Here is a 21,151-nt window from a genome sequence, read left to right on the forward strand (position 1 = left end):
GACTTCACGGGCTTGCAGGCAATGCCCGCCGCAGCGCTCGTCCGGGCTGGACCCGCCCGGCCGCGTCCCTATCTAGCTCGGATATCGAAATTCGAAGCCGAGGAAATGTACCATGTCGAAATCAGCCGTCGCGACACCCGCCCAGCCTGTCATCACCCAGGCGATGATCGACGCCTATGACGAATACACGCATCTGACCCTGGACCGCCGCCGCTTCATGGGGCAGTTGACCAGGCTTGCCGGATCAAGCGCGGCAGCGGCCGCGATCGCGCCGATGCTGGCGGCGAACTCCGCCCAGGCGGCGATCGTGGCCGAAAACGATCCCCGCGTGAAAGGCGAGGACATCACCTATCCCGGCAGCGGCGGCGAGATGAAGGGGTATCTGGTCAAACCGGCGAACCAGACCGGCAAGCTCGGCACCGTCATCGTCATCCATGAAAACAGGGGGCTCAACCCGCATATCCGCGACGTCGCCCGGCGCGTGGCGCTGGAGGGCTTCGTGGCGCTCGCGCCCGATTTCCTGTCGCCGCTCGGCGGCACGCCCACTGATGAGGACAAGGCGCGCGACATGTTCGGGAAACTCGACCCGACGCAGACCGTGGCCAATGGCGTGGCGACGGTCGCCTTTCTCAAGGCCGACAAGGACGGCAATGGCAAGGTCGGCGCCATCGGCTTCTGCTGGGGCGGCGGCACGGCCAACATGCTGGCCGTCAATGCGCCCGACCTCGCAGCCAGCGTCGCCTATTACGGCATGCAGCCGAAGGCCGCCGACGTCCCGAAGATCAAGGCTGCGCTGTTGCTGCATTATGCCGGGCTCGACACGCGCACCAATGCCGGCATCGACTCCTTCAAGAAAGAGCTCGACGCCGCGCATGTCGAATACACGGTCTATGTCTATGAGGGCGCCAACCATGCCTTCAACAACGACACCTCGGCGGCGCGCTACGACAAGGAGGCGGCCGATCTCGCCTGGGGCAGGACGATCGCCTTCCTCAAGCAGAAGCTGGCCTAGGCGCGATCGGCCACCGGTTTGTGGAAGGCAACACCAGCCACGACCAGCGCGACGCCGAGGCAATCGCCGAGGCTTGGAATCTGGCGCAGCACGACCACGCCGATCAGCGTCGCGGTGACCGGTAGCAGCGACAGCATTATTGCGAAACTCGAGCGCGGCAACCGAGACATGGCGAGTTGATCGCAGACATACGGTATGACCGAAGAACAGATGCCGACGCCGATGGCCGCGATGAGCAGTGGCGGCGAGAAAAAGGCGGGCAGCGCGTCGCTGACACCGATCGGGAGCACGACGACGAAGGCGACCGCCATGGCAGCCCCCAGGCCGGCGATCCCGTCGCCGGCGCCCGCGCGGGCGACACGGTGGCCAAGCACGATGTATCCGATAAAGAGCGTGCCGTTGAGGAAGGCCCAGAACAGCCCGACCGGGTCGCTTGACCACTTCACGTCAATCAACAGCAAGGTTCCCATGACGGCGATGGCGAGAGCGGCCAGATTGCGGGCGGTCCTGAGGCCGACCAGCGCAATGGCGATGGTGCCGACGAATTCGATCGCGGCCACCAGCGAGATCGGCAGGCGGTCGAGCGCCAGGTAGAACGAGCAGTTCATCACCGCCAAGCAAGTGCCGAAGACGATGAGCAGGAGCCGCGTCCGGGATTCGGCGCGAGCGAAGGTTCGCCAAGGGCGGGTCAGCGGCGCGAAGATCAGCGCTGCGGTGGCAATGCGCAGCCACGCCATGCCGAGCACGCCGACATGCGGGAAAAGCAGCACGGCGAAAGCCGGCCCGAGATAGTGGAAGACCGCGCTGACCGCGAACCAAAGATGCGGCGGCAGCCTGGTCGCCAGGCTGTCGGGGCCGACAAGGGCAGGCCTGGTGGCGCCGGGACCGGCAGGTGGGACTTGCGTCTGGTCATCCATTGGATCAGTATCGCAGCCGATCTCTCCGGTTCATATGGATGATGAGTGGCATATCAGGCCACTTCTGTTCCGGAAGCAAGGAGGTTTCCGTGAAACGCCTTCGAACCGAAAATGCCGATCTTGACGCGGCCGACATGAAGATATTGCGCCTCCTGGAAGAGGACGCGCGCATCAGCACGGCGGAGCTGGCGCGCTCGGTCGGCCTGTCGGCGCCGAGTGTGGCCGAGCGCATCAAGCGGCTGCAGGAAAACGGCGTGATCGAAGCCTATTGCGTCAAGATCAATCCCGCGGCGCTTGGCCTGAAACTATCGGCATGGCTGCGCATCCGGCCGGTGCCGGGGCAATTGGCCGTCGTGGCCGAGATCATCCGCGATCTGCCCGAAATCGCGCAATGCGACCGGGTCACCGGCGAGGATTGTTTCATCGCGCTGGCGCATGTCGGTTCGGTGGCCGAACTCGAACGGGTGATCGACCGCATCATCCCCCATGCGATGACCAACACGGCGATCATCCAGTCGTCGCCGGTGATCGCGCGCTCGCCGCTGGCGGCGATCAGGCGGCAGGTTTGATCCGTGAGATGTTGCTTGAAACGTCGCGCCTGCCCCTCATGAGGGGCGGCGCCAATCCACGAGAAATATGTCGGCGCCAGATGGCGATCGAAATCGCCAGCCTCACGCGTGGCCGCGCTTCAGGCGGGCGCGCTTCAGGATGCTGCGCCAGCGAATCATGTCGAACGGAATCGGTTCGTTGTTGTTGGCGATGTGAAAGATCTCGTTGTCGACATTCTTGAGCGAACGCCAGAAATCATAGTCTGATATGCGCGGATCGGCCGCCAGCCTGTCCACCTCGATCTTGATGTCGGTTTTCATGCACGTTCCTCGAACCGGCTTCGCCTCGCCGCCCGTAAAACAACCCCTGTGCGGACGTTTTCAACCGCTCCGCTGAGTCGTTCAACGGCTCAAATGGCTTGTTCCCGTTAAAACCTCGGTAAGGTTAATGCCGGCGCGAACCCGCTTCAAGCGCAGGTGCCGGCGGATATCGGAGGTTCTGCGATTTTGAGTTTCGGGTGTGGCTTTGAGGCCAGCCCGGTCTCCGCGCCGAGGGGCGAGATGGATGCCGGCTCAGCCCTGTTTGCGCTTGATCCCGATCGAGCGGCCCGCGCGTTCGGGCATTGGAAGCGCCGAATGGGCGGCGCGCATGGCTTCGATCCTGGCCAGCACATCGGCCGGGAAGGGCGCCACCTTCGGCCCCGACATGTCGACATGCAGGGACAGGGTCTCCGAAGTGGCGGCGAGCCAGCCATCGACATGGCGGATTTCCTGATAGGCCCGCAGCCGCTTCTCGTCATGATCGATGAGCTGGAAGGAGACCGTGACCTTGTGGTCAAGATGCAGCTCCTGCACGTAGCAGACATGGACTTCGGCGGTGTAAATGGTGAGCCGCCGCTCTTTCACATAGTCCAGCCCCATGCCCATCGCCTCGAAGGCCTCGTCCGAGCAGCGGTCGAACAGCACGTTGTAAAAAGCCATGTTGAGATGGCCGTTATAGTCGATCCAGTCCTTCTCGATGTCCATGGACCTGGAGACGAAGGGGGCGGGGATGGACATCGAAACTTCCTTGTTCTGGTGCTGGACAGAGCGTAGCCGGTGAGACTACGCATCCATAATCGCATAACAAGCATGCATGCTGGTCCATTCGCGGAGGAATTCATGGCTCTGAGCGACCTCAATCCGGTCGAACGCAACGAGGAAGGCATCGCGGCGGTGCTCGGCATCCTCAAGCAGCGGCTGGGCGAGCACTTCCAGACCGGACAGGCCATCCGCTCGCAGCACGCGCATACGACGACCTACATTCCGACGCAGGCGCCCGACGGCGTTGCCTTCCCGGAGACGACGGCCGAGGTGCAGGAGATCGTGCGTGCCTGCGCCGCGCATCGCGTGCCGGTGATCGCGTTCGGCGTCGGCTCGTCGCTCGAAGGCCACACCAATGCGCCGGGCGGCGGCATCTCGGTCGATACGTCGCGGATGAACCGCATTCTTTCGGTCAACCCGCAGGATCTCGACTGCACCGTCGAACCCGGCGTGACGCGCGAGGACCTGAACCGGCATCTGCGCGACACCGGGCTGTTCTTCCCGATCGATCCGGGCGCCAATGCCTCGCTCGGCGGCATGGCGGCGACGCGGGCGTCCGGCACCAATGCCGTGCGCTACGGGACGATGCGCGAGAACGTGCTGTCGCTGACGGCCGTCATGGCCGACGGCGAGACGGTTACGACAGGCAAACGGGCGAAGAAGAGTTCCGCTGGCTACGACCTGACACGGCTGCTCGTGGGCTCCGAGGGCACGCTCGGCATCATCACCGCGCTGACTTTGAAGCTGCAAGGTATTCCGCAGGCGATCTCGGGCGGCGTCTGCCCGTTCCCGAGCGTCGAGGCGGCCTGCAACGCCGTCATCGCGACGATCCAGATGGGCATTCCGGTGGCGCGCATCGAACTCGTCAATGCGCTGCAGATGCGGGCGATGAAGACTTATTCCAAGCTCGACTATCCCGAGAGCCCATGTCTGTTCGTCGAGTTCCACGGCAGCGACGCCGGCGTTGCCGAGCAGGCCGAGACCTTCGGCATGATCGCGGAAGAAAATGGTGGCGGGCCGTTCCTGTGGACCAGCGTCGCCGAGGAGCGCACCAAACTGTGGAAGGCCAGGCACGACGCCTACTGGGCGTCGCTGACCTTGCGGCCGGGCGCCAAGGGCCTGTCGACCGATGTCTGCGTGCCGATCTCGCGCTTTGCCGAATGCGTCACCGAAACCGAAGCCGACATCGCCGAGATGGGGCTGATCGCGCCGATCGTCGGCCATGCGGGCGATGGCAATTTCCACGTGCTGGTGCTGATGGACGTCAACGATCCCCAGGAGATCGCTCTGTCGGAGACATTCGTCGCGCGGCTCAACATGCGCGCGATCGCCATGGAGGGCACCTGCACCGGCGAGCACGGCATCGGTCAGGGCAAGATCGGCTTCCTGCGCCATGAACTCGGCCACGGCGTCGACATCATGCGGACCATCAAACAGGCGCTCGATCCGCAAAACATCATGAATCCGGGCAAGATCCTGCCTGACGCGGGCTAAGGGCGTCGTGAAGAGCGCGTCTTGACCGCGCGGCCATTCGGGTCGAGGCTCCTCAGCCGGCAAGCCTGGAAAGACAGGCGTGCCGGCTGAGGAGGACTGTCATGGCCATTTCACGCAAGGAAGAAGCGCGCGCGCTGAGCGCCGACGAACACGAGATGGTGGAGAAATCGCACCATCCGGCGGTGCAGGAGCTTTCCGACTCCGACCTCTCCGGCCTGGTCAAGCTGTTGCGGGAGCGGCGCGACAAGGCGCAGACCGAAGCACATCGTCGGCGGCGCGAGATACGCGGCAAGGGCTCGGCAAAGGGCGCCGCACCCTCGAAGGCCGATGGCGGTTCACAAGTGAAGCTCGCGGTGCTGGCGATGGCGATGCGGCGGCTGAACGGCGAGGCCGAACGGCGCCGCCAGCTGGCGGCCCGCATTTCGCTGATCGACAATGCGCGCAAGGCGCTGGCCTTGAAGCAGAAAGCTCCGGACGGCGCCACGCACAATTCGCGCACCGCCCACAAGGGCATGCGGGCCGTGGCCAACCAGAAGGTTCCAAGTCTGGTTAGACCGGCGGAACTCGGCCGGCAGCGCAAGGCGGCCAAAGTGGCGCAGGCGAAACGCGACGCACGTTGAGGGCCGCGCGGTTGGGGCAGCGGATAGAGGCCGCCAGCCGCTGCTCTACCGTGCAGTGACAAGCGTCTCTTACTTCGCCTGCACAAGCGTCTGCAGCATGGGGCGGGTCGGGGCGAAGAAGGTCGTGCCGGTGTGCGGCGTCGAGACATCGAGCAGCCGGTCGTAGGCGCCGGGCGGATCGCCCACATACATGCGCTGCAGCATCTTTTCGGTGACCCAGAGATATCTGCTGTAGCCGATGAAGTAGGTGCCGAACTCGTTCTGCCCTGGCCTGCCGAACGGCATGTTGTCGCGCAATATATCGTATTCGTTGCCGTCGGCATCCTCGATGGTTGCCAGTGACTTGTGCGATTTGCGGGGCGCGTCGTCATCGTCGATTTCGATGTTGTCGATCTTGGTGCGGCCGATGATCGCCTCCTGCTCGGTCGTCGGAATGCGCGCCCAGGCCTTGAGATCGTGCAGGTATTTCTGGACCACGACATAACTGCCGCCGGCAAAGTCGGGATCCTCGTCACCGACCCGCGCCGAGGCGGGCAAATCGAGGCCGGCCGGGTTGGCGGTGCCGTCGACAAAACCGAGCAGGTCGCGGGCATCGAAATAACGAAAGCCCGTCACTTCGTCGACGACGCTCACACCGGGACCAAGCCTGTCGAGAAGGATGCGTTCGAATTCGAAGCACATGTCGGGCCGCTCGGAGCGGATGTGGAAGAGCAGGTCGCCCGGTGTCGTTGGCGCCGAATGGACCGCGCCCTTGATCGGCGCGAACGGCTTCAACTCCAGCGGCCGGCGGCCGGGGCTGAGCCGGTCCCAGAGATCGCTGCCGATACCGGCGATGCAGGACAAGCGGCCGCCAAGGTCGCGGAATCCGACAGTCTTGACCAGATCGTCGAGCTCGCCGAGCACGGAACACACCCTGGCCAGGGCCGGCTGTTCGTCGGCGACGGTGACGACAAGGAAAATCGCCGACTGCGACAGCGGGGCATCGACACTCTGCGCATCGATCGGCACGCGATCCCAGTTCTTGCCCGACATCCAAGAATCTCCGCTTGTTCACGGATTTGTTTCAGATCGTCCGACATCAGGCAACACCGGATGAATTGCCTCTTTATCGACACGCGGATGCGGGTAGAGTGCGGCAAGAATTCAATCAACCTGTTCGGAGCTGATGCTCGCACGCCTGTTCGTGATATTCGGTGGCCTGTTCGTGCTGGTGCTGCTTGCGGCGCTGGTGGTGCCGTATTTCGTCGACTGGACCGGCTACCGCGCCGAGTTCGAGCGCGAGGCAAGCGCCATCCTCGGCCGCAAGGTGACCGTACGGGGCGACGCCACGGCAAGGCTGTTGCCGTTTCCCTCGGTAACCTTTTCAAACGTCGCCGTCGCCGGTGGTCCCGACGGCCAGCCGGCCATGACCGTCGAGACGTTTTCGATGGATGCCGAACTGGCGCCCTTTCTGCGCGGCGAAGTGCTGATCTTCGACATGCGGCTGGTGCGACCGAAGGCGACCATAGATATCGCCGCCAATGGTACCGTCGACTGGGCGATGCGCCCATCCTCGCCCTTCGACCCCAGCCAGATCTCGATCGAGAAGCTGTCGGTGACGGAAGGGCAGGTCGAACTGCGCCATGCCGCCGGCGGCCGTAGCCACATCTTTTCCGAGATCAACTCGACCATTTCAGCCAAGTCGCTGGCCGGTCCGTGGCGCATGGACGGCACGTTGCGGCTGGACGGGTTGCGGACGACGGTCGCGGCGTCGACCGGCAAGGCCGAACCCTCCGGGCAGATGCGGTTGCGGGTGAAGGCGGACCCCGATGCCTATCCACTGGTCATCGAGACCGACGGCAATGCCGGCATCGTCAACGGTGCCGCCGTCTATTCCGGCCAGTTCAAGATTTCGGGTGCCGACAAGGATAGTGCCAACAAGAATTCAGCCGAGTTGCGCGGCACGGATGGCGAGACGGTCAAGGTCAGCGCCGGCAAGCCCGATCCGGGTTTCCGGCTGAACGGCAAGTTCTCGCTCGACCACCACAAGCTTGGCGTCGATGAATTCCGTTTCGAGACCGGTCCGCTCGACAATCCCTACACCGCCGACGGCAAGGCTTCGATCGATCTCGGCCAGAAACCGAGCTTCGCCATCGAGGCCAACGGCGCACAGGTGCAATTCGACGAGGCGGTGGGTGCGCCGGCCGGCGCCGGCCTGACGCTCGACCAGCGTATCGCCGGGCTCGAACAGGCGCTGCTCGATCTGCCGAAGCCGACCATTCCCGGCACGGTCGAGGTCAAGCTGCCAGCGGTGGTGGCCGGCGACACGACGGTGCGCGATGTTCATCTTTCGGCCGAGCCGGTCGGTGACGGCTGGTCGGTGAAATCGCTGGCCGCGACCTTGCCGGGCCGCACCAAACTGGAGGCCGACGGCAAGGTCATGCTCAACGTGCAGGGCCGTTTCGGCTTCACCGGCTCGTTGCTGCTGGCCGTGGCGCAACCTTCGGGTTTTGCGGCGTGGCTGTCGAAGGATGTCGACGAGGCGATCCGCCGTCTGCCTGCCGCAGGCTTCAAGGCCAAGGTCGATCTCTCCGAAAACCATCAGTCCTTCAGCGACCTCGAATTGATCCTGGGCAAGGCGAAGTTTTCCGGCCGCATCGATTCCAGCCAGCCTGAGGACGCAAAGCCCTCGGTGCTGATGCGGCTCGAGGGCGGTGACCTCGATGTCGACGGGCTGGCGGCCTTCGCCTCGATCTTCGTCAGCGACAAGGGCGCCAACCGCTTTGCCAACAGCGACCTCGATTTCCAGATCAAGGCCGGCCCGGTCAGCGCCGGTGGCTTGACCGCCGATACCGTCGATACCGCGCTCAGGCTGCGGAACGGGCTGCTCGAAATCGACCGGCTGTCGGTCGGCGGACTGGCCGGCGCCTCGATCAGCGCCACCGGCCGGATCAAGGATTTCCCGGCGAGCCCGACCGGCAAGCTCGATGCGTCCGTTGTCGCGGTCGACCTCAAACCGCTGATCGACGTCGCCGCGCAGCATTATCCTGACAATGCCGTGCTGAAGGGGCTCGCGGGCCGCGCCGCCGCTTATCCCGACCTGTTCCAGGATGCGCGCATCGACCTCGTGGCCAGTGCCGCCGACAATGGCGACGGCACCACGGGCCTGGCGGTGAGCGGCCAAGGCAAGGCCGGCGGCTCGGCGTTTTCGGCGTCGCTGTCGGGAAGGGGCGCGGTGGACAAGCTCGCCGACGCGCCGGTGACACTGACTTTCAATGCCAGGAACCCGGACGCGACCGCCTTGCTGGCGCTCTACGGCCTGCCGGCGCTGCCGCTCGGCATGCTGGGCGAAGCAAGCACCGATATCCAGGCCAAGGGCACGTTTGGCGGCGGCCTGGCGACGACCTTCAGCCTTGCCGGCAACGACTTCAAGGCCGGCTTCGAGGGAACGGTCGCAGACACGCCGCAAGGTCCGACGGCCAAGGGCAAGGTCAATCTCGACGCGTCCGACATCGAGCCGTGGCTAATGACGACGGGAATCGGCCTGCCCGGCATGGGCGCCGGCATGTCGACATCGCTGGCCGCGCAGGCCGATTACGGCAACGGCCTGCTGGTGCTCTCCGGGCTCAGCGGCGCCATCAACGAGGCGGCTGTGTCGGGCGACATCAACCTCGATGTCAAGCAAGGGGTCGACGGCAAGGACGGCGTGCCGCATCTGGCCGGCGCACTGGCGCTCGACGAACTCGACCTCGATCCGATGGCGGTGGCGCTGTTTGGCGATTCCGCTTTTCTCATGGACAAGAATGGGGCCGACAAGAGTGAGAAGGCAGGTGCGTGGCCGTCGGCGCCGTTCAGCCAGAAGTCCAGCCTGCCGTTCACTGCCGATCTCGACCTGACCACGGCTTCGCTGGCCGCCGGCCCGTTGGCCACCGCTTATGATGCGGCCTTCTCGCTCAAGCTCGACCCGGAAGGCATTCGGGTCGCCGATCTCAAAGCCAAGTTCCTCGGCGGGGCGCTCTCTGGCCTGTTCGAATTGAAGAACAATGACGGCACCGGGCTTCTCACCGGACAGATGAAACTGGCGGGTGCCGATCTGGCTGATGTGTTGCCGAACGCGGGCATCGGCGGCAGCGGCGATTTCTCGACGACGCTGTCGACCAGCGGCAAGTCGGTCGATGCGATGATTGCCGCTCTGTCGGGATCCGGCACGGCGACGCTGAAGGGCTTGCAGATCGCCGGCGTCAATCCTGACGCGTTCGCCGCGTTCCTCGCCAAGGCGGATGCGATCGGCCGCGATATCGACGCCGCCAAGACGGCCAGCTTCGCGCCTGGCATCGCCGCCGCCGGCAGCTTCGCCGCAAAAGACGCCGAGGTCGCCTTCACGATTGCCGGCGGCACGCTCAGGGCGCCGCCGATCAGCCTTGAAAATCCGGCGGCGACCTTGTCGGCCGACATCACGGCCGACCTCAATGCCAGCACGGTTTCGGCCAAGGGCGCGGTCACCTATCGGCCCGGCGACGCGGCGCTGGTCGGCTCCGAGCCGGTCGTGAATTTCACCGCGGAGGGCCCGTTCGGCGCCGTGAAACGGCAGTTCGACAGCGAGCCGCTGGCGCAGTTCCTGACCCAGCGCGCGCTGGAAAAAGAACAGCAACGCGTCGAGGCGATGCAGGCCGCGCTGCTGGAGAAACAGCGGCTGCGGCGCGAGGTGCGCTACTACGCGGCACTCCAGGATGCCCGCGACAAGGCCGCTGAGGAACTGCGCCAACAGGAGGAAGCGGCGCGCCTGAAAGCAGAGGCCGACGCCAAGGCGAAAGCGGAAGCCGACGCTCAGGCCCAGGCTGAAGCGGATGCCAAGGCGAAGGCCGACGCGGAAGCGAAAGCCAAGGCGGATGCAGAAGCGAAAGCCAAGGCCGATGCCGATGCCAAGGCTGCAGCGGAACAGCAGGCGGCGGACGAGGCGGCCAAGGCGCAGGCCGAGCAGGAGCGTCAGAAGGCGGAGGAGGCGATGCGCATTGCCTCCCAGGAAAAAGCCAGGCTCGAAGCCGAGCGCAAGGCGGCGGAACAGGCGCCCAAGGCCGAGCGCGTGCCCGCCAACGACAATCCGTCTCCGGCCAAGCCGAAAGCCAATCCATTCACGGTCGACAACCTGTTGAAGTCGCTGCAATAGGGCCGCGCTGTCCGGCTGCTCACCCGAGAGGCATCGTCTCGAACGTTTCGGCGCCGTCAGCGACGTATCTGGCGTGGCGGAAGTCGCGGATGGTGGCAAGCTTGCCGCCCTGCCAACCCAGCAGGATGAAGTATGTCGGCGCAGCCTTCGGGTCGTTGGGATCGCGCACGAGGATTGCCGGACGGCCTTCGACGAAACCAGGCTGGAAATGCCAGTCCTGCACCCGCGAATAATTGCCGAAATAGGTGGCCACCTCCTTGCGACCGTTCAGCCTTGCCCTGGCCACCAGTTCCAGCCGCACTTCATCGGCCAGCATGTCCCGCACGGCGTCGAAATCGCGGGCGTTGAAGCGATCGACATAGGCGTCGAGCAACAGGCGCTCCGATGCACTCAGCCGAGGAACAGGACGATCGTCCTGTTCCTCGGCGATTTCACGCAACCGGCCACGGCCACGATGCAGCGCGGCCTTGATCGCGGGGATGCTGGTGTCGAGCGTGGTGCTGATCTCCTGCAGCGAATAGCCCAGGACATCCATCATGATGACGCTGCTTCGTTGCGCGACGGGAAGGCGCATGAAACTGTGCAATCCGGCTGCCGCGGCCTGCCGGGCGGCGATGGAATTTGCCGGGTCGGCGATCATGTCCGGCTCCTCGTCGGAGAAAGTCTTCTCACGGGCGCGGCGGCGCAGGAAATCGAGCGCCGCATTGTGGGCGATGCGAAACAGCCAGCCTTCGGGATTGGCGATCGGCCCGGCGCCGGGCAAGGCCTCGAATGCCTTGGCCAAGGCCTCCTGCAAGACGTCCTCGCCATCGACGACCGAACCTGTCATGCGGGCGCAGTAGCGATGCAGCTTGGGGCGCAATTCGCCGAACAAGCGGTCGAAAGGCTCGCGGATTTCGCCTTGACTGTTCATGCTGCGGCCGTTCTTGGCGTGGTTCTATCCAGGCTACTCATCCAGCATCCGATAATGGCCCACAACCGTCATCACGTCACGATGCGGAGGGTCGATGCAGCGATCCCTGATGCCATTTTGGAAGGCCTCGAAAGCGGCAAGTCCTGTGATGATGTCGGCATGCTCGTCGGTTTCGATCTCGACGAGATGGACGAAAGTGCCGTCGCCGGAGCGCCAGGTCATGTAGCGAACGCCTTCCGGCGATTTGCCGCGCAGTTCCTCGAACACAGCCTTGACCAGGCGCTCGTTCTCGTCGGCCCGGTCCGGCTTCGTCTTGTAGCGTATCAGATGGTGTTTCATCGCATCGGCTCCTTTGGCTATCGCGTGTCCAAGACGCCGCGGCCAGGCCAAAGGATTCGGATTCCGAATAAATTGTTCGATATCGGCCCGCACGGACGCCGGGCGTCAGTCTTGGCCCCGATCGAGCAGGCGCCGCAGCATGGGTTCTATGCGCGAGAGCTCGTCGAGATGCGCGGCGGACAATTCGGCAAGGCAATCGTCGGCGCGCTCGGTCAGCCGCAGCAGCACGCGGCGGTGGTCGTCCTTGTCCTGGTCGCGCACGACCAATCCCGCCTCGCCGAGGCGGTTGACCAGTTCGACGGCGCTGTGGTGGCGGATGCGCAGGCGTTCCGCCAGGTCGCCGACCGTCACCGGCCCGCCGCCGGGAAATCCCCTGATCGCCAGCAGTGCCTGGTGCTGGCGCGGGGTCAGGCCGGCGTCCTCGGCCTGCACCTGGCTGAATTCGAGGAAGCGGCGGATCAGGTAGCGGAACTCGGACAGCCGCTGGTAGTCGGATTGCCTGATGGTGGGGCGTGGTGTCTTGGGCGGCTGCTTCATATCGGAGATGTCTTCGTTTTCCGGTGAAAGCTCAAACGAAATTTCGAGTAACCGGCTTGAACAGATATATCGTGTTACGATACATAGCCGACCGACATCCGGCTGGCCACTTCGACCGTGCCGCTGAACCAGACACGGCCACCGCCAGGAAGCAAAGCCACCATGAAGACCCACAACTCCAATCCCGGTCATCTCAGGGATTTCACCACGGATGCCCGAGTGTTGCTCGTCGCCGCGATAGCGGTGGTGGTGGCGACCGCCGGGCTGTTTGCCGGCATCGTGCTTCTGAAGCTGATCCGGCTGGCCACCAACATCGCCTATTTCGGTCAGTTCTCGCTCGCCGAGCTGAAGCTGCAGGATACGCCGCTCGGGCTTGCCGCTGTCATCGTTCCGGTCGTCGGCGCGCTGATCATCGGCCTGATGGCGCGCTATGGCAGCGAGAAGATCCGCGGCCACGGCATTCCCGAGGCCATCGAGGCGATCCTGCTCGGGCGTTCCAGACTGGACGCCAAGGTGGCAATCCTGAAGCCGCTGTCGTCGGCGATCTCGATCGGCTCCGGCGGGCCGTTCGGCGCCGAGGGGCCGATCATCATGACCGGCGGTGCCATCGGCTCGCTGATCGCGCAGATGCTGCCGGTCAGCGACAACGAGCGCAAGACACTGTTGGTCGCGGGGGCGGCGGCCGGCATGACCACCGTGTTCGGCACGCCGATCGCCGCCATCATGCTGGCGGTGGAACTGCTTTTGTTCGAATGGACGCCACGCAGCTTCATTCCCGTGGCGGTGGCGGCCATCGTGGCGGAGGTGGAGCGCACGATGCTGCACATGCCGGGGCCGATCTTTCCGTTCCAGGGCAGCATGGCGATTTCTTTCCTCGGCCTTGGCGGCTGGGTGCTGATCGGCATCTGCGCAGGTCTTTTGTCGGGACTGCTGACGCAGATGGTCTATGCCTGCGAGGACGGCTTCCAGAAGCTGCCGATCCACTGGATGTGGTGGCCGATGCTCGGCGGCCTGGTGGTCGGCATCGGCGGCTTGATCGACCCGCGGGCGCTCGGCGTTGGCTATGACAACATCGCCGACATGCTGGACGGCCGCACGATCGCCACCGCGGCACTGCTGCTGCTGGTGGTCAAAGCCATCATCTGGTCGGTGGCGCTCGGCTCGGGAACCTCGGGCGGCGTGCTGGCGCCGCTGCTGATCATGGGTGGCGCAATGGGCGCGGTGCTTGCCGGAATCCTGCCGGCGGCGGACCCGGGCTTCTGGGCGCTGCTGGCCATGGCCGCCACCATGGGCGGCACGATGCGCGCGCCGCTGACGGCCACTTTCTTCGCAGTCGAGCTGACCGGAAACACGCATGTGCTGGTGCCGCTGATCGCGGCTTGTGCGGCGGCGCATGCGGTCACCGTATTGTTGATGAAGCGTTCGATCCTGACCGAGAAGATCGCCAGACGGGGACATCATCTGGTTCGCGAATATCGCGTCGACCCATTCGCGCTCACCAGGGTGCGCGAGGTGATGACGTCGGACGTCGAGAGCGTGCCGACGACGATGACGCTGCATGGCGCGGCCGCCTTCCTGACCGCGCCGGAAACCCGGCATCCGAGTTTTCCCGTGGTCGATGAAAACAGGCAGGTGCTCGGTCTTATCGATCCGCCGGCGATCCTGCGCTGGCGCCGTGCCGGCAAGCACCGGACGACGACGCTCGGCGAACTGCTGGCCGGAAGCAAGGTGACGCTGGCCTATCCCGACGAATATCTGGAAGGCCTGTCGGACAAACTGTTGACGGCCAATGTATCGCATCTGCCGGTCGTGGCGCGTGAGGATGGAAGACTGGTCGGCTATGTCGGCTGGAAGGATCTGATGCGCGTGCGCTCGCGCAAGCAGGCCGAGGAGCGCGAGCGTTCGACCTTGCTCGGCTTCGGCACCAGACGCAAGAGTGAGGAAGGCACGGTTTCGTCTTAAGTATTGCCGGCGCCGCGCTTCGCCCACTCCAGGACATGGAGCCTCAGCGCCGAGGACAGGTTGGTGTCGCGCGGCCGGATCTCGTCGACTTCGGCAACGAGGGCGGCGAGCGTCAGCTTTCTCGCCGCTGCGATGGCGACGAGATCGTCATAGAAGGGCTTTTCGAGGGAATAGCTGGTGCGATGGCCGCGAATGGTCACCGAGCGTTTTTCGACGGCGCTCATTGACCGTCTGGTTGGCTGGGATCGTCAGATTGGCTGGGGTCGCAAGGTTCGCCGGGCTTTTCGCGGTGATGGCCCGCGACGAATTTTTCGCTCCTGTCGGCGATCAGGCGGTCGCGCTGCTTTTCGGCCTTGGTGCGGCCGTGCAAGGCACGATTCTGGCTGGCCGCTTGTTCCTTGTCGTCCCGCGCCTTCTGCTTGCGAGCCTGGCGGAGATTGACGATGTCGGCCACGGACCGCGAAGCCTATTTCTTGCGGAAGGCGTCGAGCGAGACCACTTCTGCGCCCTTGGCGCCGGCATCGGCAGGGGCGGGCTTCTTCTCCGCTTCGGCTGCGGCCTTCTTCTCGGCCTTCGGCTTCTTCTCGGAGACGATGGTCAGCGGCTCGGGCGCCGGTGCTGCCGGTTCCTCGTCGGGCTGCGCATCGGTCTTGACGTCGAATTCGAGTTCGAAATTGACCGAAGGATCGTAGAAACCGCGCACGGCCGAGAACGGGATCTCGAGTTTCTCCGGCACGTCGGAGAAAGAGAGACCGACCTCGAACCCAGTGTCCGTCACCTTCAGGTCCCAATACTGGAACTGGATGACGATGGTCATCTGCTCGGGATAGCGCTCCCGCAGGCGCGACGACACGCGCACGCCCGGCGCGCCGGTCAGGAAGGTGATGAAGAAATGATGGTTGCCGGGGAGGCCGGTGCGCGCGACCTCGGCCAGGACCTTGCGCATGACGCCGCGCAACGCCTCCTGGGCCAGAATGTCGTAGCGGATGTGGTCGTCGGCCATGAGTTGGTCGGGTTCCGTTGAATCGTCCGCATAGCTGTAATCAAGCTTGAGCGCGGCGTAAACCTGATATAGACCGCCGCCGCGCCGAAGCGAGGACTATTGCCAACGATTTGATCGGCAAGGCGGCTTCGCCGCAACCGCAAATGTCATGCGTTAGCCAGCGCAGTGTGTTTTTTCGCGCTGGCCGGGGAAGGGCGCTTGCCGAAGGCGCGCAGGAAGGTGCGCACGCCGTTGGTTGCCGATTGCACCACCTCGTCCTCGCGCGGCGTGCCGCCAAGCATGAAGGTGGTCTGCAATTCGGCATTGACGAGGCCAAGGAACTGGCGTGCCGCGACGTCGGGATCGTCGATCGTGAGGTGGCCGCCATAGGCGAGGCGGGCGAAGCGGGCAGCGATTGCCGGCCATGTCCGGCCCGGGCCCTGTTCGCGCCATTCGGCAAAGAGTTCGGGATAGCGCTCGCCCTCGGTCTGGATCAGCTTGCGCAGGAACTTTCCGTCGCGATTGCAGATGCAGTTCTGGTTCAGGCGCACGGCAAAACCGATCAGGTCCGCTTCAAGATCGCCGGGCTGATCGGGGAAGGTGGCGATGGTGGCGAAAATGCCGGCGTTGCAGCGCTCGGTCAGGTCGCGCACGACGGCGATGAACAGTTTTTCCTTGTCGCCATGGTGGTTGTAGACGGTCTGGCGCGACACGCCCGCCTCAATCGCGATCAGGTCGATATTGGCGCCGGCGAAGCCCTCGCGGCAGAACACACCGGCGGCGGCGTCGATGATCGACAGACGCTTGGCCTCATGGCCGCGTGGCGGGAAAATGTCAGGAGAAACGCCCGGTCTCATGAAAATCTATATAGAGGTGATTGACGATTTAGACAAGGCTGTCTAAATTTGTGGACGCGACATAAGGGGATTTCGCTCCAGAGGGACGAATAAATTCGCTCCAGGAGTCGGAATTCCACGGGATGGAACGTCCTGGGGTCAGACGTCGCCTGGCGACGGCAACCAGATTCGAAAGAAGCCAATATCATGAGTCCCAAATTCCTCCGCATCGCGGTCGTGCTCGGCCTGTTGTCCGCCATCGGCCCGTTCGCCATCGACATGTATCTGCCCGCGCTGCCGTCGATCGGCACCGATCTGCATGCCGGCACCGCCGCCGTGCAGATGAGCCTTCTGATCTTCTTCCTGTCGATGGGCTTCGGCCAGATCGTCGTCGGGCCGATCTCGGACATGGTCGGCCGCAAGCTGCCGCTCTATGGCGGCCTGGCGCTGTTCATGGCCGGTGGCATCGGTTCGGCAATGGCGCCGACCATCGAGTGGCTGATCGCCTTCCGCTTCCTGCAGGGGCTTGGCGCCAGCGCCGGCATGGCCATTCCGCGCGCCATCGTGCGCGACCTGCACACCGGCAATGAGGCGGCCAAGCTGATGTCGCTGCTGATGCTGGTGTTTTCGGTGTCGCCGATCCTGGCGCCGCTGACCGGCAGCCAGATCATCGAGAATTTCGGCTGGCGCGCCGTGTTCTGGACGGTGACCGGCGCGGCGGTGCTTGCCACCATCCTGCTCGCGACCTCACTCAAGGAGACGCGGCCGGCGGAAGAACGGGTCGGGTCCTCCTTCGGCACCGCTCTTGCCGGCTACCGTTTCCTGATGGGCGACCGGAATTTCCTTGGCCTGGTGGCGATCGCCGGCTTCGGCATTGCGAGCTTCTTCGTCTATCTGTCGAGTTCGTCCTTCATCCTGATCGACCACTACGGGCTGTCGCCTTCGGTCTACAGCGTGTTCTTCTCGATCAACGCGGTTGCCTTCATCGGTATGTCGCAACTGACCGGCCTGCTTTCCGAAAGGTTCGGGCTGAAGCGCGTGGTGTGGGTGGCGGTGACCGGCTACGCCACGACGATGGTTGTGCTGTTCGCCATCATGGCGACGGGTGTCGACCGGCTCGACGTGATGGCCGCGCTGCTGTTCGTCGGCTACGGCTTCCTCGGCCTGGTGATCCCGACCACGTCGGTGCTGGCCATGGAAGAGCATGGCGAGATCGCCGGCACGGCGTCGGCGCTGATGGGCACACTGCACTTTGCCATCGGCGCACTTGCCATGGGCGTTGCCGGCGTGTTTTTCGACGGCACGCCGCTGCCGATGGTCGCCGGCATCACGCTGTGCGCGGTGATATCGTTCGCACTGGCCAAGGCCACGCTCGGCCGTTCGCGGGCAGCCGTCGAGGCGCCGGCGGAATAGGAAATCCTCAATGAACCAGGAAAGGCCGGGTCGATCCCGGCCTTTTTTGTGCCGGAGGCATAGTGGGCGACACAAGCTGCAGTCGCTTAACCCATTACAAAACCGGCGTTTGCCTCCGGGGTTCACGATTACTCTTTGGCTGCTGACGGCGCTCAGCTGAGTTCCTGAGCGAGGCCGATGAGAAGCCCTTCGGGCCCACGGATGTAGCAGAGCCGATACACGTCCTTGTACTGAACCACTTTGCCTACGAGCTGCGCGCCGTGCGTGCGGAGCCTCTCAAGCGTATCGTCGATGTCGTCCACGGTGAACATGACGCGAAGGTAGCCCAGGGCGTTGACCGGGGCGTTCCGGTGATCCGCGACGACAGGCGGCGTGAGGAAGCGGGAGAGCTCCAGCCGGCTGTGGCCGTCGGGTGTGCGCATCATGGCAATCTCGGCATGCTGATCGCCCAGCCCGGTGACACGTCCGGCCCATTCTCCTTCGATCGTGGCCCGCCCCTCGAACTCGAGGCCGAGTTCGCGAAAGAAATCGATCGCCGCTCCGAGGTCTTCGACGACGATTCCCACATTGTCCATCCGCTTGAGCGCCATGTGTCCGATCTCCAAGATGTCGGCTCAATCCATAAGGTATCGCCAGGTTCCAACAACGCGCATGAAAGGTCGGATCTGTCCGCCTCTTTATGTCCGCGATGTCAGCGGCAATCCAGCAGCGTCGAGGAGGAAGCGCACGCGCTCCCCGACTGGCGCGAGCGGCAAGGTCACCAATTCGCAGCCGAGTTCGGCGTAAACGCCTGCCACCGATCGGCAAGTGCGCTCGGCCTCGTCGAGCGTTTGCCTGCGTTCTTCGTCCCGGGCGAAAATCTCCGGCCATGGCGGGGCGATGAAGACGCGACGCGCATAGCGGAACTCCATGGCGGCACTGGCGAGGTGACCCGGCACCGGCAAGCCGCAGAGCCTGAGATAGCCGATCGTGTCCGGCACGCCGCGATCAAAGAAGACCGGTCCGGCCAACTCGCTGGCCGCACGATACGAGCGCATTTCCCAAGACAGCATCAGTTCGGCGAACAATGCCCGATCGCTCCAGGGCAGGGCGGTTCCGCCAATGGCGGTTTGGTCGCGGATGATGCCGCGTCCGGCCTCGACGGATGTCGCAAAGCCAGCCTGCCGCAAGGCTTCGATCAGAGTGGTCTTGCCGGAGCCTGGGCCGCCCGTCAGCACGAAGAATCGATCGGAATCGTTTTGCATCTCTGTCCATGGAGAAAGAGGCACGCGACGCAGCGGCTTCGCGGCCGTGCGAAGTCTTGACGACAGGAGCCGTCGTGCGTGACGCAAATTGAAGGGGGAGAAGTGGAGGTTTCTGTTGCCAGGTACCTCCGAACCCCGCCTAGAAGTGCGAACCCCTAGGGCTTGATTTGAAGCTATCGCACTGCATTAAGCAGCGAGACGTGCTTCCGCATAGTTGTCGTTGGCAACTATAAGTTTAGCCCGATAACGGTGGTACAATGCCGGGCAAAAGTACGATCTTTACACCTTCGTCGATCCTATTTCGCCCCCAGCAAAAACCGCTCCGTCTTAAACAGCGGCTTTTGGTGGAGGCGCCGGGTACCGCCCCCGGGTCCGAACGGCTTATTTCATCGCCCATTTATCGCCATAGTCGGTCAAGCCGACGAAGCGAATATAGGGTGCGTCGCGTGGAAATGAAAGGCCGCAATGGCGCTTTGTCCCTGTGTCAAATCGCGACGCCGAGGGTTGACTTGGGAGCGGTCTCAACCGAAGCTTTGCGAGCGGTGAGGAGTTACCGACCTAGCGCATAAGTTGCGAAGCGCGCCACAGCCCTCACCGATCGGATCCGTGGCGCCGACGAGGGGAATTTTGATGGTCGACTATCTTGCGGATGTGAAGAAATATGACGGCGCGGCAAACGCCGATGCGGTCGAAAAGATCGTCAAGCATCTGGGCATTGCGCTGAGGAACCGCGACTCCTCGCTGGTGTCCTGCACGGACCCGAAGGAATTGGCGCGGGTCAAGGAGAGCTGGGTGGCCAAGAAGCTCGGCGTCAGCGACAGGGCGAAAGCCGACGCGGCGATCGAAAAGACCTGCAAGGCGATGCACGCCGACAACACCAAGAACCGCGTGACCTTCTACTATCTGGTGGCCAAGGACCTGGGCAAGCTCGGTTCCCTCTAAGGATTTGGTGGCATGGCGACACTGGTGGCTGAATGCGTCGCTTCAGTGTCGATTCTGCTACTTGCCGGATGTAGGCGCCGCCCCTCATTGCCCTGCCGGGCATTTCTCCCCGTATAGTGATGGGGAGAAATGGGCTGGCCGCAGCCTCGACGTGTATTTATCGCTGACAATTGGCGAATTCACGGACGATAGCGTCCCTCTCCCCGTTACTATACGGGGAGAGGATGCCGGCAGGCAGGTGAGGGGCAGCGCTAACCTTTGAAGAGTGATGGGGGCAAGCGACGCCTCATCCCCTTTTGGTGTGTTCGGCAGCCCGCTCGGCAGCTATAATACCCACACTCTCGAATCGAGCCCGGAACCGATGCGCCAATATCTCGACCTCTTGCAGCATGTGCTGGACAACGGCGCCGATCGCGGCGACCGCACCGGCACCGGTACGCGCTCCGTCTTCGGCTACCAGATGCGTTTCGATCTGGCGCGCGGTTTTCCGGTCACCACCACCAAGAAGCTGCACCTGAAGTCGATCATCCATGAACTCCTGTGGTTCCTGGCCGGCGACACCAACATCAAATACCTGACCGATCACGGCGTTTCGATCTGGGATGAATGGGCCGACGAGAATGGCGACCTTGGTCCGGTCTACGGCAAGCAGTGGCGGTCCTGGCCGGATGGCCACGGCGGCTCGATCGACCAGATCGCCAATCTTCTCAAGGAGATCCGCCGTAATCCTCAATCGCGGCGGCTGATCGTCTCGGCCTGGAATCCCGCCGAGGTGGAAGCCATGGCGCTGCCGCCTTGCCACTGCCTGTTCCAGTTCTACGTGTCCGAGGGCCGGCTTTCCTGCCAGCTCTACCAGCGCTCCGCCGACATCTTCCTCGGCGTGCCGTTCAACATCGCGTCCTACGCGCTGCTGACGCTGATGGTGGCGCAGGTGACCGGGCTGAAGCCGGGCGATTTCGTCCACACGCTCGGCGACGCGCATCTCTACTCCAACCATTTCGAGCAGGCGCGCGAACAGTTGCAGCGCACGCCTCGGGCGCTGCCGACGATGTGGATCAACCCGGAGGTGAAGGACCTGTTCGCCTTCCGCCTCGAGGATTTCCGGCTGGAAAACTACGTCGCCGATGCGTCGATCAAGGCGCCGATCGCGGTCTGAGCCGCGG

At 64.0% G+C, this 21,151-nt stretch carries 22 protein-coding genes and 1 other RNA gene; 9 read left to right on the forward strand and 14 right to left on the reverse strand.

Translation table 11 applies throughout. The features are described from left to right. Positions 1 to 112: 112 nt before the first annotated feature. Entirely contained in the window at positions 113 to 1,012 is a 900-nt protein-coding gene (locus tag FJ970_RS15450; protein ID WP_140758128.1) for a dienelactone hydrolase family protein, read from the forward strand. Here the strand turns inward: FJ970_RS15450 and FJ970_RS15455 are convergent. Next, the gene (locus FJ970_RS15455) at positions 1,009 to 1,929 is read right to left on the reverse strand and encodes an EamA family transporter (RefSeq protein WP_140758127.1); all 921 of its coding nucleotides are present in this window, start codon (positions 1,927 to 1,929) and stop codon (positions 1,009 to 1,011) included. The genes FJ970_RS15450 and FJ970_RS15455 overlap by 4 nt on opposite strands. An 89-nt stretch (positions 1,930 to 2,018) precedes the next feature. Between FJ970_RS15455 and FJ970_RS15460 the strand changes: the two genes are divergently transcribed. Continuing rightward, the gene (locus FJ970_RS15460; RefSeq protein ID WP_140758126.1) at positions 2,019 to 2,498 is read left to right on the forward strand and encodes an Lrp/AsnC family transcriptional regulator; all 480 of its coding nucleotides are present in this window, start codon (positions 2,019 to 2,021) and stop codon (positions 2,496 to 2,498) included. A 102-nt stretch (positions 2,499 to 2,600) separates the two neighbouring features. Here FJ970_RS15460 and FJ970_RS15465 read toward each other — a convergent pair whose 3' ends face one another. Together FJ970_RS15465 and FJ970_RS15470 are read right to left on the reverse strand one after the other, a co-directional pair. After that, positions 2,601 to 2,798, reverse strand: a complete 198-nt coding sequence (locus FJ970_RS15465) for a hypothetical protein (RefSeq protein ID WP_140758125.1) — start codon at positions 2,796 to 2,798, stop codon at positions 2,601 to 2,603. A gap of 252 nt (positions 2,799 to 3,050) precedes the next feature. Continuing rightward, complete coding sequence (locus FJ970_RS15470; RefSeq protein WP_140758124.1) at positions 3,051 to 3,536, reverse strand: thioesterase family protein; 486 nt, start codon at positions 3,534 to 3,536, stop codon at positions 3,051 to 3,053. A 102-nt stretch (positions 3,537 to 3,638) separates the two neighbouring features. Between FJ970_RS15470 and FJ970_RS15475 the strand changes: the two genes are divergently transcribed. After that, positions 3,639 to 5,054 (forward strand): FAD-binding oxidoreductase, encoded by a 1,416-nt coding sequence (locus tag FJ970_RS15475; RefSeq protein WP_140758123.1) that lies wholly within the window; start codon positions 3,639 to 3,641, stop codon positions 5,052 to 5,054. 101 nt (positions 5,055 to 5,155) lie between these two features. Next, positions 5,156 to 5,674: a hypothetical protein gene (locus FJ970_RS15480; RefSeq protein WP_140758122.1), complete on the forward strand. Its 519-nt coding sequence runs from the start codon at positions 5,156 to 5,158 to the stop codon at positions 5,672 to 5,674. 69 nt (positions 5,675 to 5,743) lie between these two features. Here the strand turns inward: FJ970_RS15480 and FJ970_RS15485 are convergent, their stop codons facing one another. Continuing rightward, positions 5,744 to 6,706 carry a Dyp-type peroxidase gene (locus FJ970_RS15485; protein WP_140758121.1) on the reverse strand — a complete coding sequence of 321 codons (963 nt, stop codon included), beginning with the start codon at positions 6,704 to 6,706 and terminating at the stop codon, positions 5,744 to 5,746. 133 nt (positions 6,707 to 6,839) lie between these two features. Here FJ970_RS15485 and FJ970_RS15490 point away from each other — a divergent pair, with 133 nt between their 5' ends. Beyond that, positions 6,840 to 10,820: an AsmA family protein gene (locus FJ970_RS15490; protein WP_140758120.1), complete on the forward strand. Its 3,981-nt coding sequence runs from the start codon at positions 6,840 to 6,842 to the stop codon at positions 10,818 to 10,820. 19 nt (positions 10,821 to 10,839) lie between these two features. Here the strand turns inward: FJ970_RS15490 and FJ970_RS15495 are convergent, their stop codons facing one another. The 3 genes from FJ970_RS15495 to FJ970_RS15505 form a co-directional block, all read right to left on the reverse strand. Further along, positions 10,840 to 11,733: a sigma-70 family RNA polymerase sigma factor gene (locus tag FJ970_RS15495; protein WP_140758119.1), complete on the reverse strand. Its 894-nt coding sequence runs from the start codon at positions 11,731 to 11,733 to the stop codon at positions 10,840 to 10,842. 33 nt (positions 11,734 to 11,766) lie between these two features. Beyond that, on the reverse strand, positions 11,767 to 12,072 hold the full coding sequence (locus tag FJ970_RS15500; protein ID WP_140758118.1) for a hypothetical protein: 306 nt from the start codon (positions 12,070 to 12,072) through the stop codon (positions 11,767 to 11,769). 105 nt (positions 12,073 to 12,177) lie between these two features. After that, positions 12,178 to 12,609, reverse strand: a complete 432-nt coding sequence (locus FJ970_RS15505; protein WP_181178468.1) for a MarR family winged helix-turn-helix transcriptional regulator — start codon at positions 12,607 to 12,609, stop codon at positions 12,178 to 12,180. A 162-nt stretch (positions 12,610 to 12,771) separates the two neighbouring features. Between FJ970_RS15505 and FJ970_RS15510 the strand changes: the two genes are divergently transcribed. Next, positions 12,772 to 14,571, forward strand: coding sequence for a chloride channel protein (locus tag FJ970_RS15510; protein WP_140758117.1), 1,800 nt, complete (start codon positions 12,772 to 12,774; stop codon positions 14,569 to 14,571). Here FJ970_RS15510 and FJ970_RS15515 read toward each other — a convergent pair. The 4 genes from FJ970_RS15515 to FJ970_RS15530 form a co-directional block, all read right to left on the reverse strand. Next, the gene (locus tag FJ970_RS15515) at positions 14,568 to 14,795 is read right to left on the reverse strand and encodes a ribbon-helix-helix domain-containing protein (RefSeq protein WP_140758116.1); all 228 of its coding nucleotides are present in this window, start codon (positions 14,793 to 14,795) and stop codon (positions 14,568 to 14,570) included. The genes FJ970_RS15510 and FJ970_RS15515 overlap by 4 nt on opposite strands. Continuing rightward, a complete protein-coding gene (locus tag FJ970_RS15520) occupies positions 14,792 to 15,025 on the reverse strand; it encodes a DUF4169 family protein (protein WP_140758115.1) in 234 nt (77 codons plus the stop codon). The genes FJ970_RS15515 and FJ970_RS15520 overlap by 4 nt, the downstream gene beginning before the upstream one ends. 12 nt (positions 15,026 to 15,037) lie before the next feature. Further along, the gene (locus FJ970_RS15525) at positions 15,038 to 15,574 is read right to left on the reverse strand and encodes an SspB family protein (RefSeq protein WP_140758114.1); all 537 of its coding nucleotides are present in this window, start codon (positions 15,572 to 15,574) and stop codon (positions 15,038 to 15,040) included. A 146-nt stretch (positions 15,575 to 15,720) separates the two neighbouring features. Then, a complete protein-coding gene (locus tag FJ970_RS15530) occupies positions 15,721 to 16,410 on the reverse strand; it encodes a TetR/AcrR family transcriptional regulator (RefSeq protein WP_140758113.1) in 690 nt (229 codons plus the stop codon). A gap of 186 nt (positions 16,411 to 16,596) precedes the next feature. On the opposite strand from FJ970_RS15530, the gene FJ970_RS15535 reads away from it, so the two are divergent. Further along, on the forward strand, positions 16,597 to 17,802 hold the full coding sequence (locus tag FJ970_RS15535) for a multidrug effflux MFS transporter (RefSeq protein WP_140758112.1): 1,206 nt from the start codon (positions 16,597 to 16,599) through the stop codon (positions 17,800 to 17,802). Between the two features lie 152 nt (positions 17,803 to 17,954). Here the strand turns inward: FJ970_RS15535 and FJ970_RS15540 are convergent, their stop codons facing one another. The 3 genes from FJ970_RS15540 to ssrA form a co-directional block, all read right to left on the reverse strand. Beyond that, positions 17,955 to 18,392: a VOC family protein gene (locus tag FJ970_RS15540; protein ID WP_140758111.1), complete on the reverse strand. Its 438-nt coding sequence runs from the start codon at positions 18,390 to 18,392 to the stop codon at positions 17,955 to 17,957. Positions 18,393 to 18,479: 87 nt separating this feature from the next. Next, positions 18,480 to 19,046 carry an AAA family ATPase gene (locus tag FJ970_RS15545; RefSeq protein ID WP_140758110.1) on the reverse strand — a complete coding sequence of 189 codons (567 nt, stop codon included), beginning with the start codon at positions 19,044 to 19,046 and terminating at the stop codon, positions 18,480 to 18,482. A gap of 101 nt (positions 19,047 to 19,147) precedes the next feature. Next, positions 19,148 to 19,508, reverse strand: a transfer-messenger RNA (tmRNA) gene (ssrA, locus tag FJ970_RS15550). Between the two features lie 168 nt (positions 19,509 to 19,676). On the opposite strand from ssrA, the gene FJ970_RS15555 reads away from it, so the two are divergent. Continuing rightward, positions 19,677 to 19,988, forward strand: coding sequence for a DUF2853 family protein (locus FJ970_RS15555; RefSeq protein ID WP_140758109.1), 312 nt, complete (start codon positions 19,677 to 19,679; stop codon positions 19,986 to 19,988). A 361-nt stretch (positions 19,989 to 20,349) separates the two neighbouring features. Beyond that, positions 20,350 to 21,144: a thymidylate synthase gene (locus FJ970_RS15560; protein ID WP_140758178.1), complete on the forward strand. Its 795-nt coding sequence runs from the start codon at positions 20,350 to 20,352 to the stop codon at positions 21,142 to 21,144. The last annotated feature ends 7 nt before the right edge of the window (positions 21,145 to 21,151 follow it).

Origin of the sequence: Mesorhizobium sp. B2-1-8 (genome assembly GCF_006442545.2) — a bacterium.
GTDB lineage: Bacteria > Pseudomonadota > Alphaproteobacteria > Rhizobiales > Rhizobiaceae > Mesorhizobium.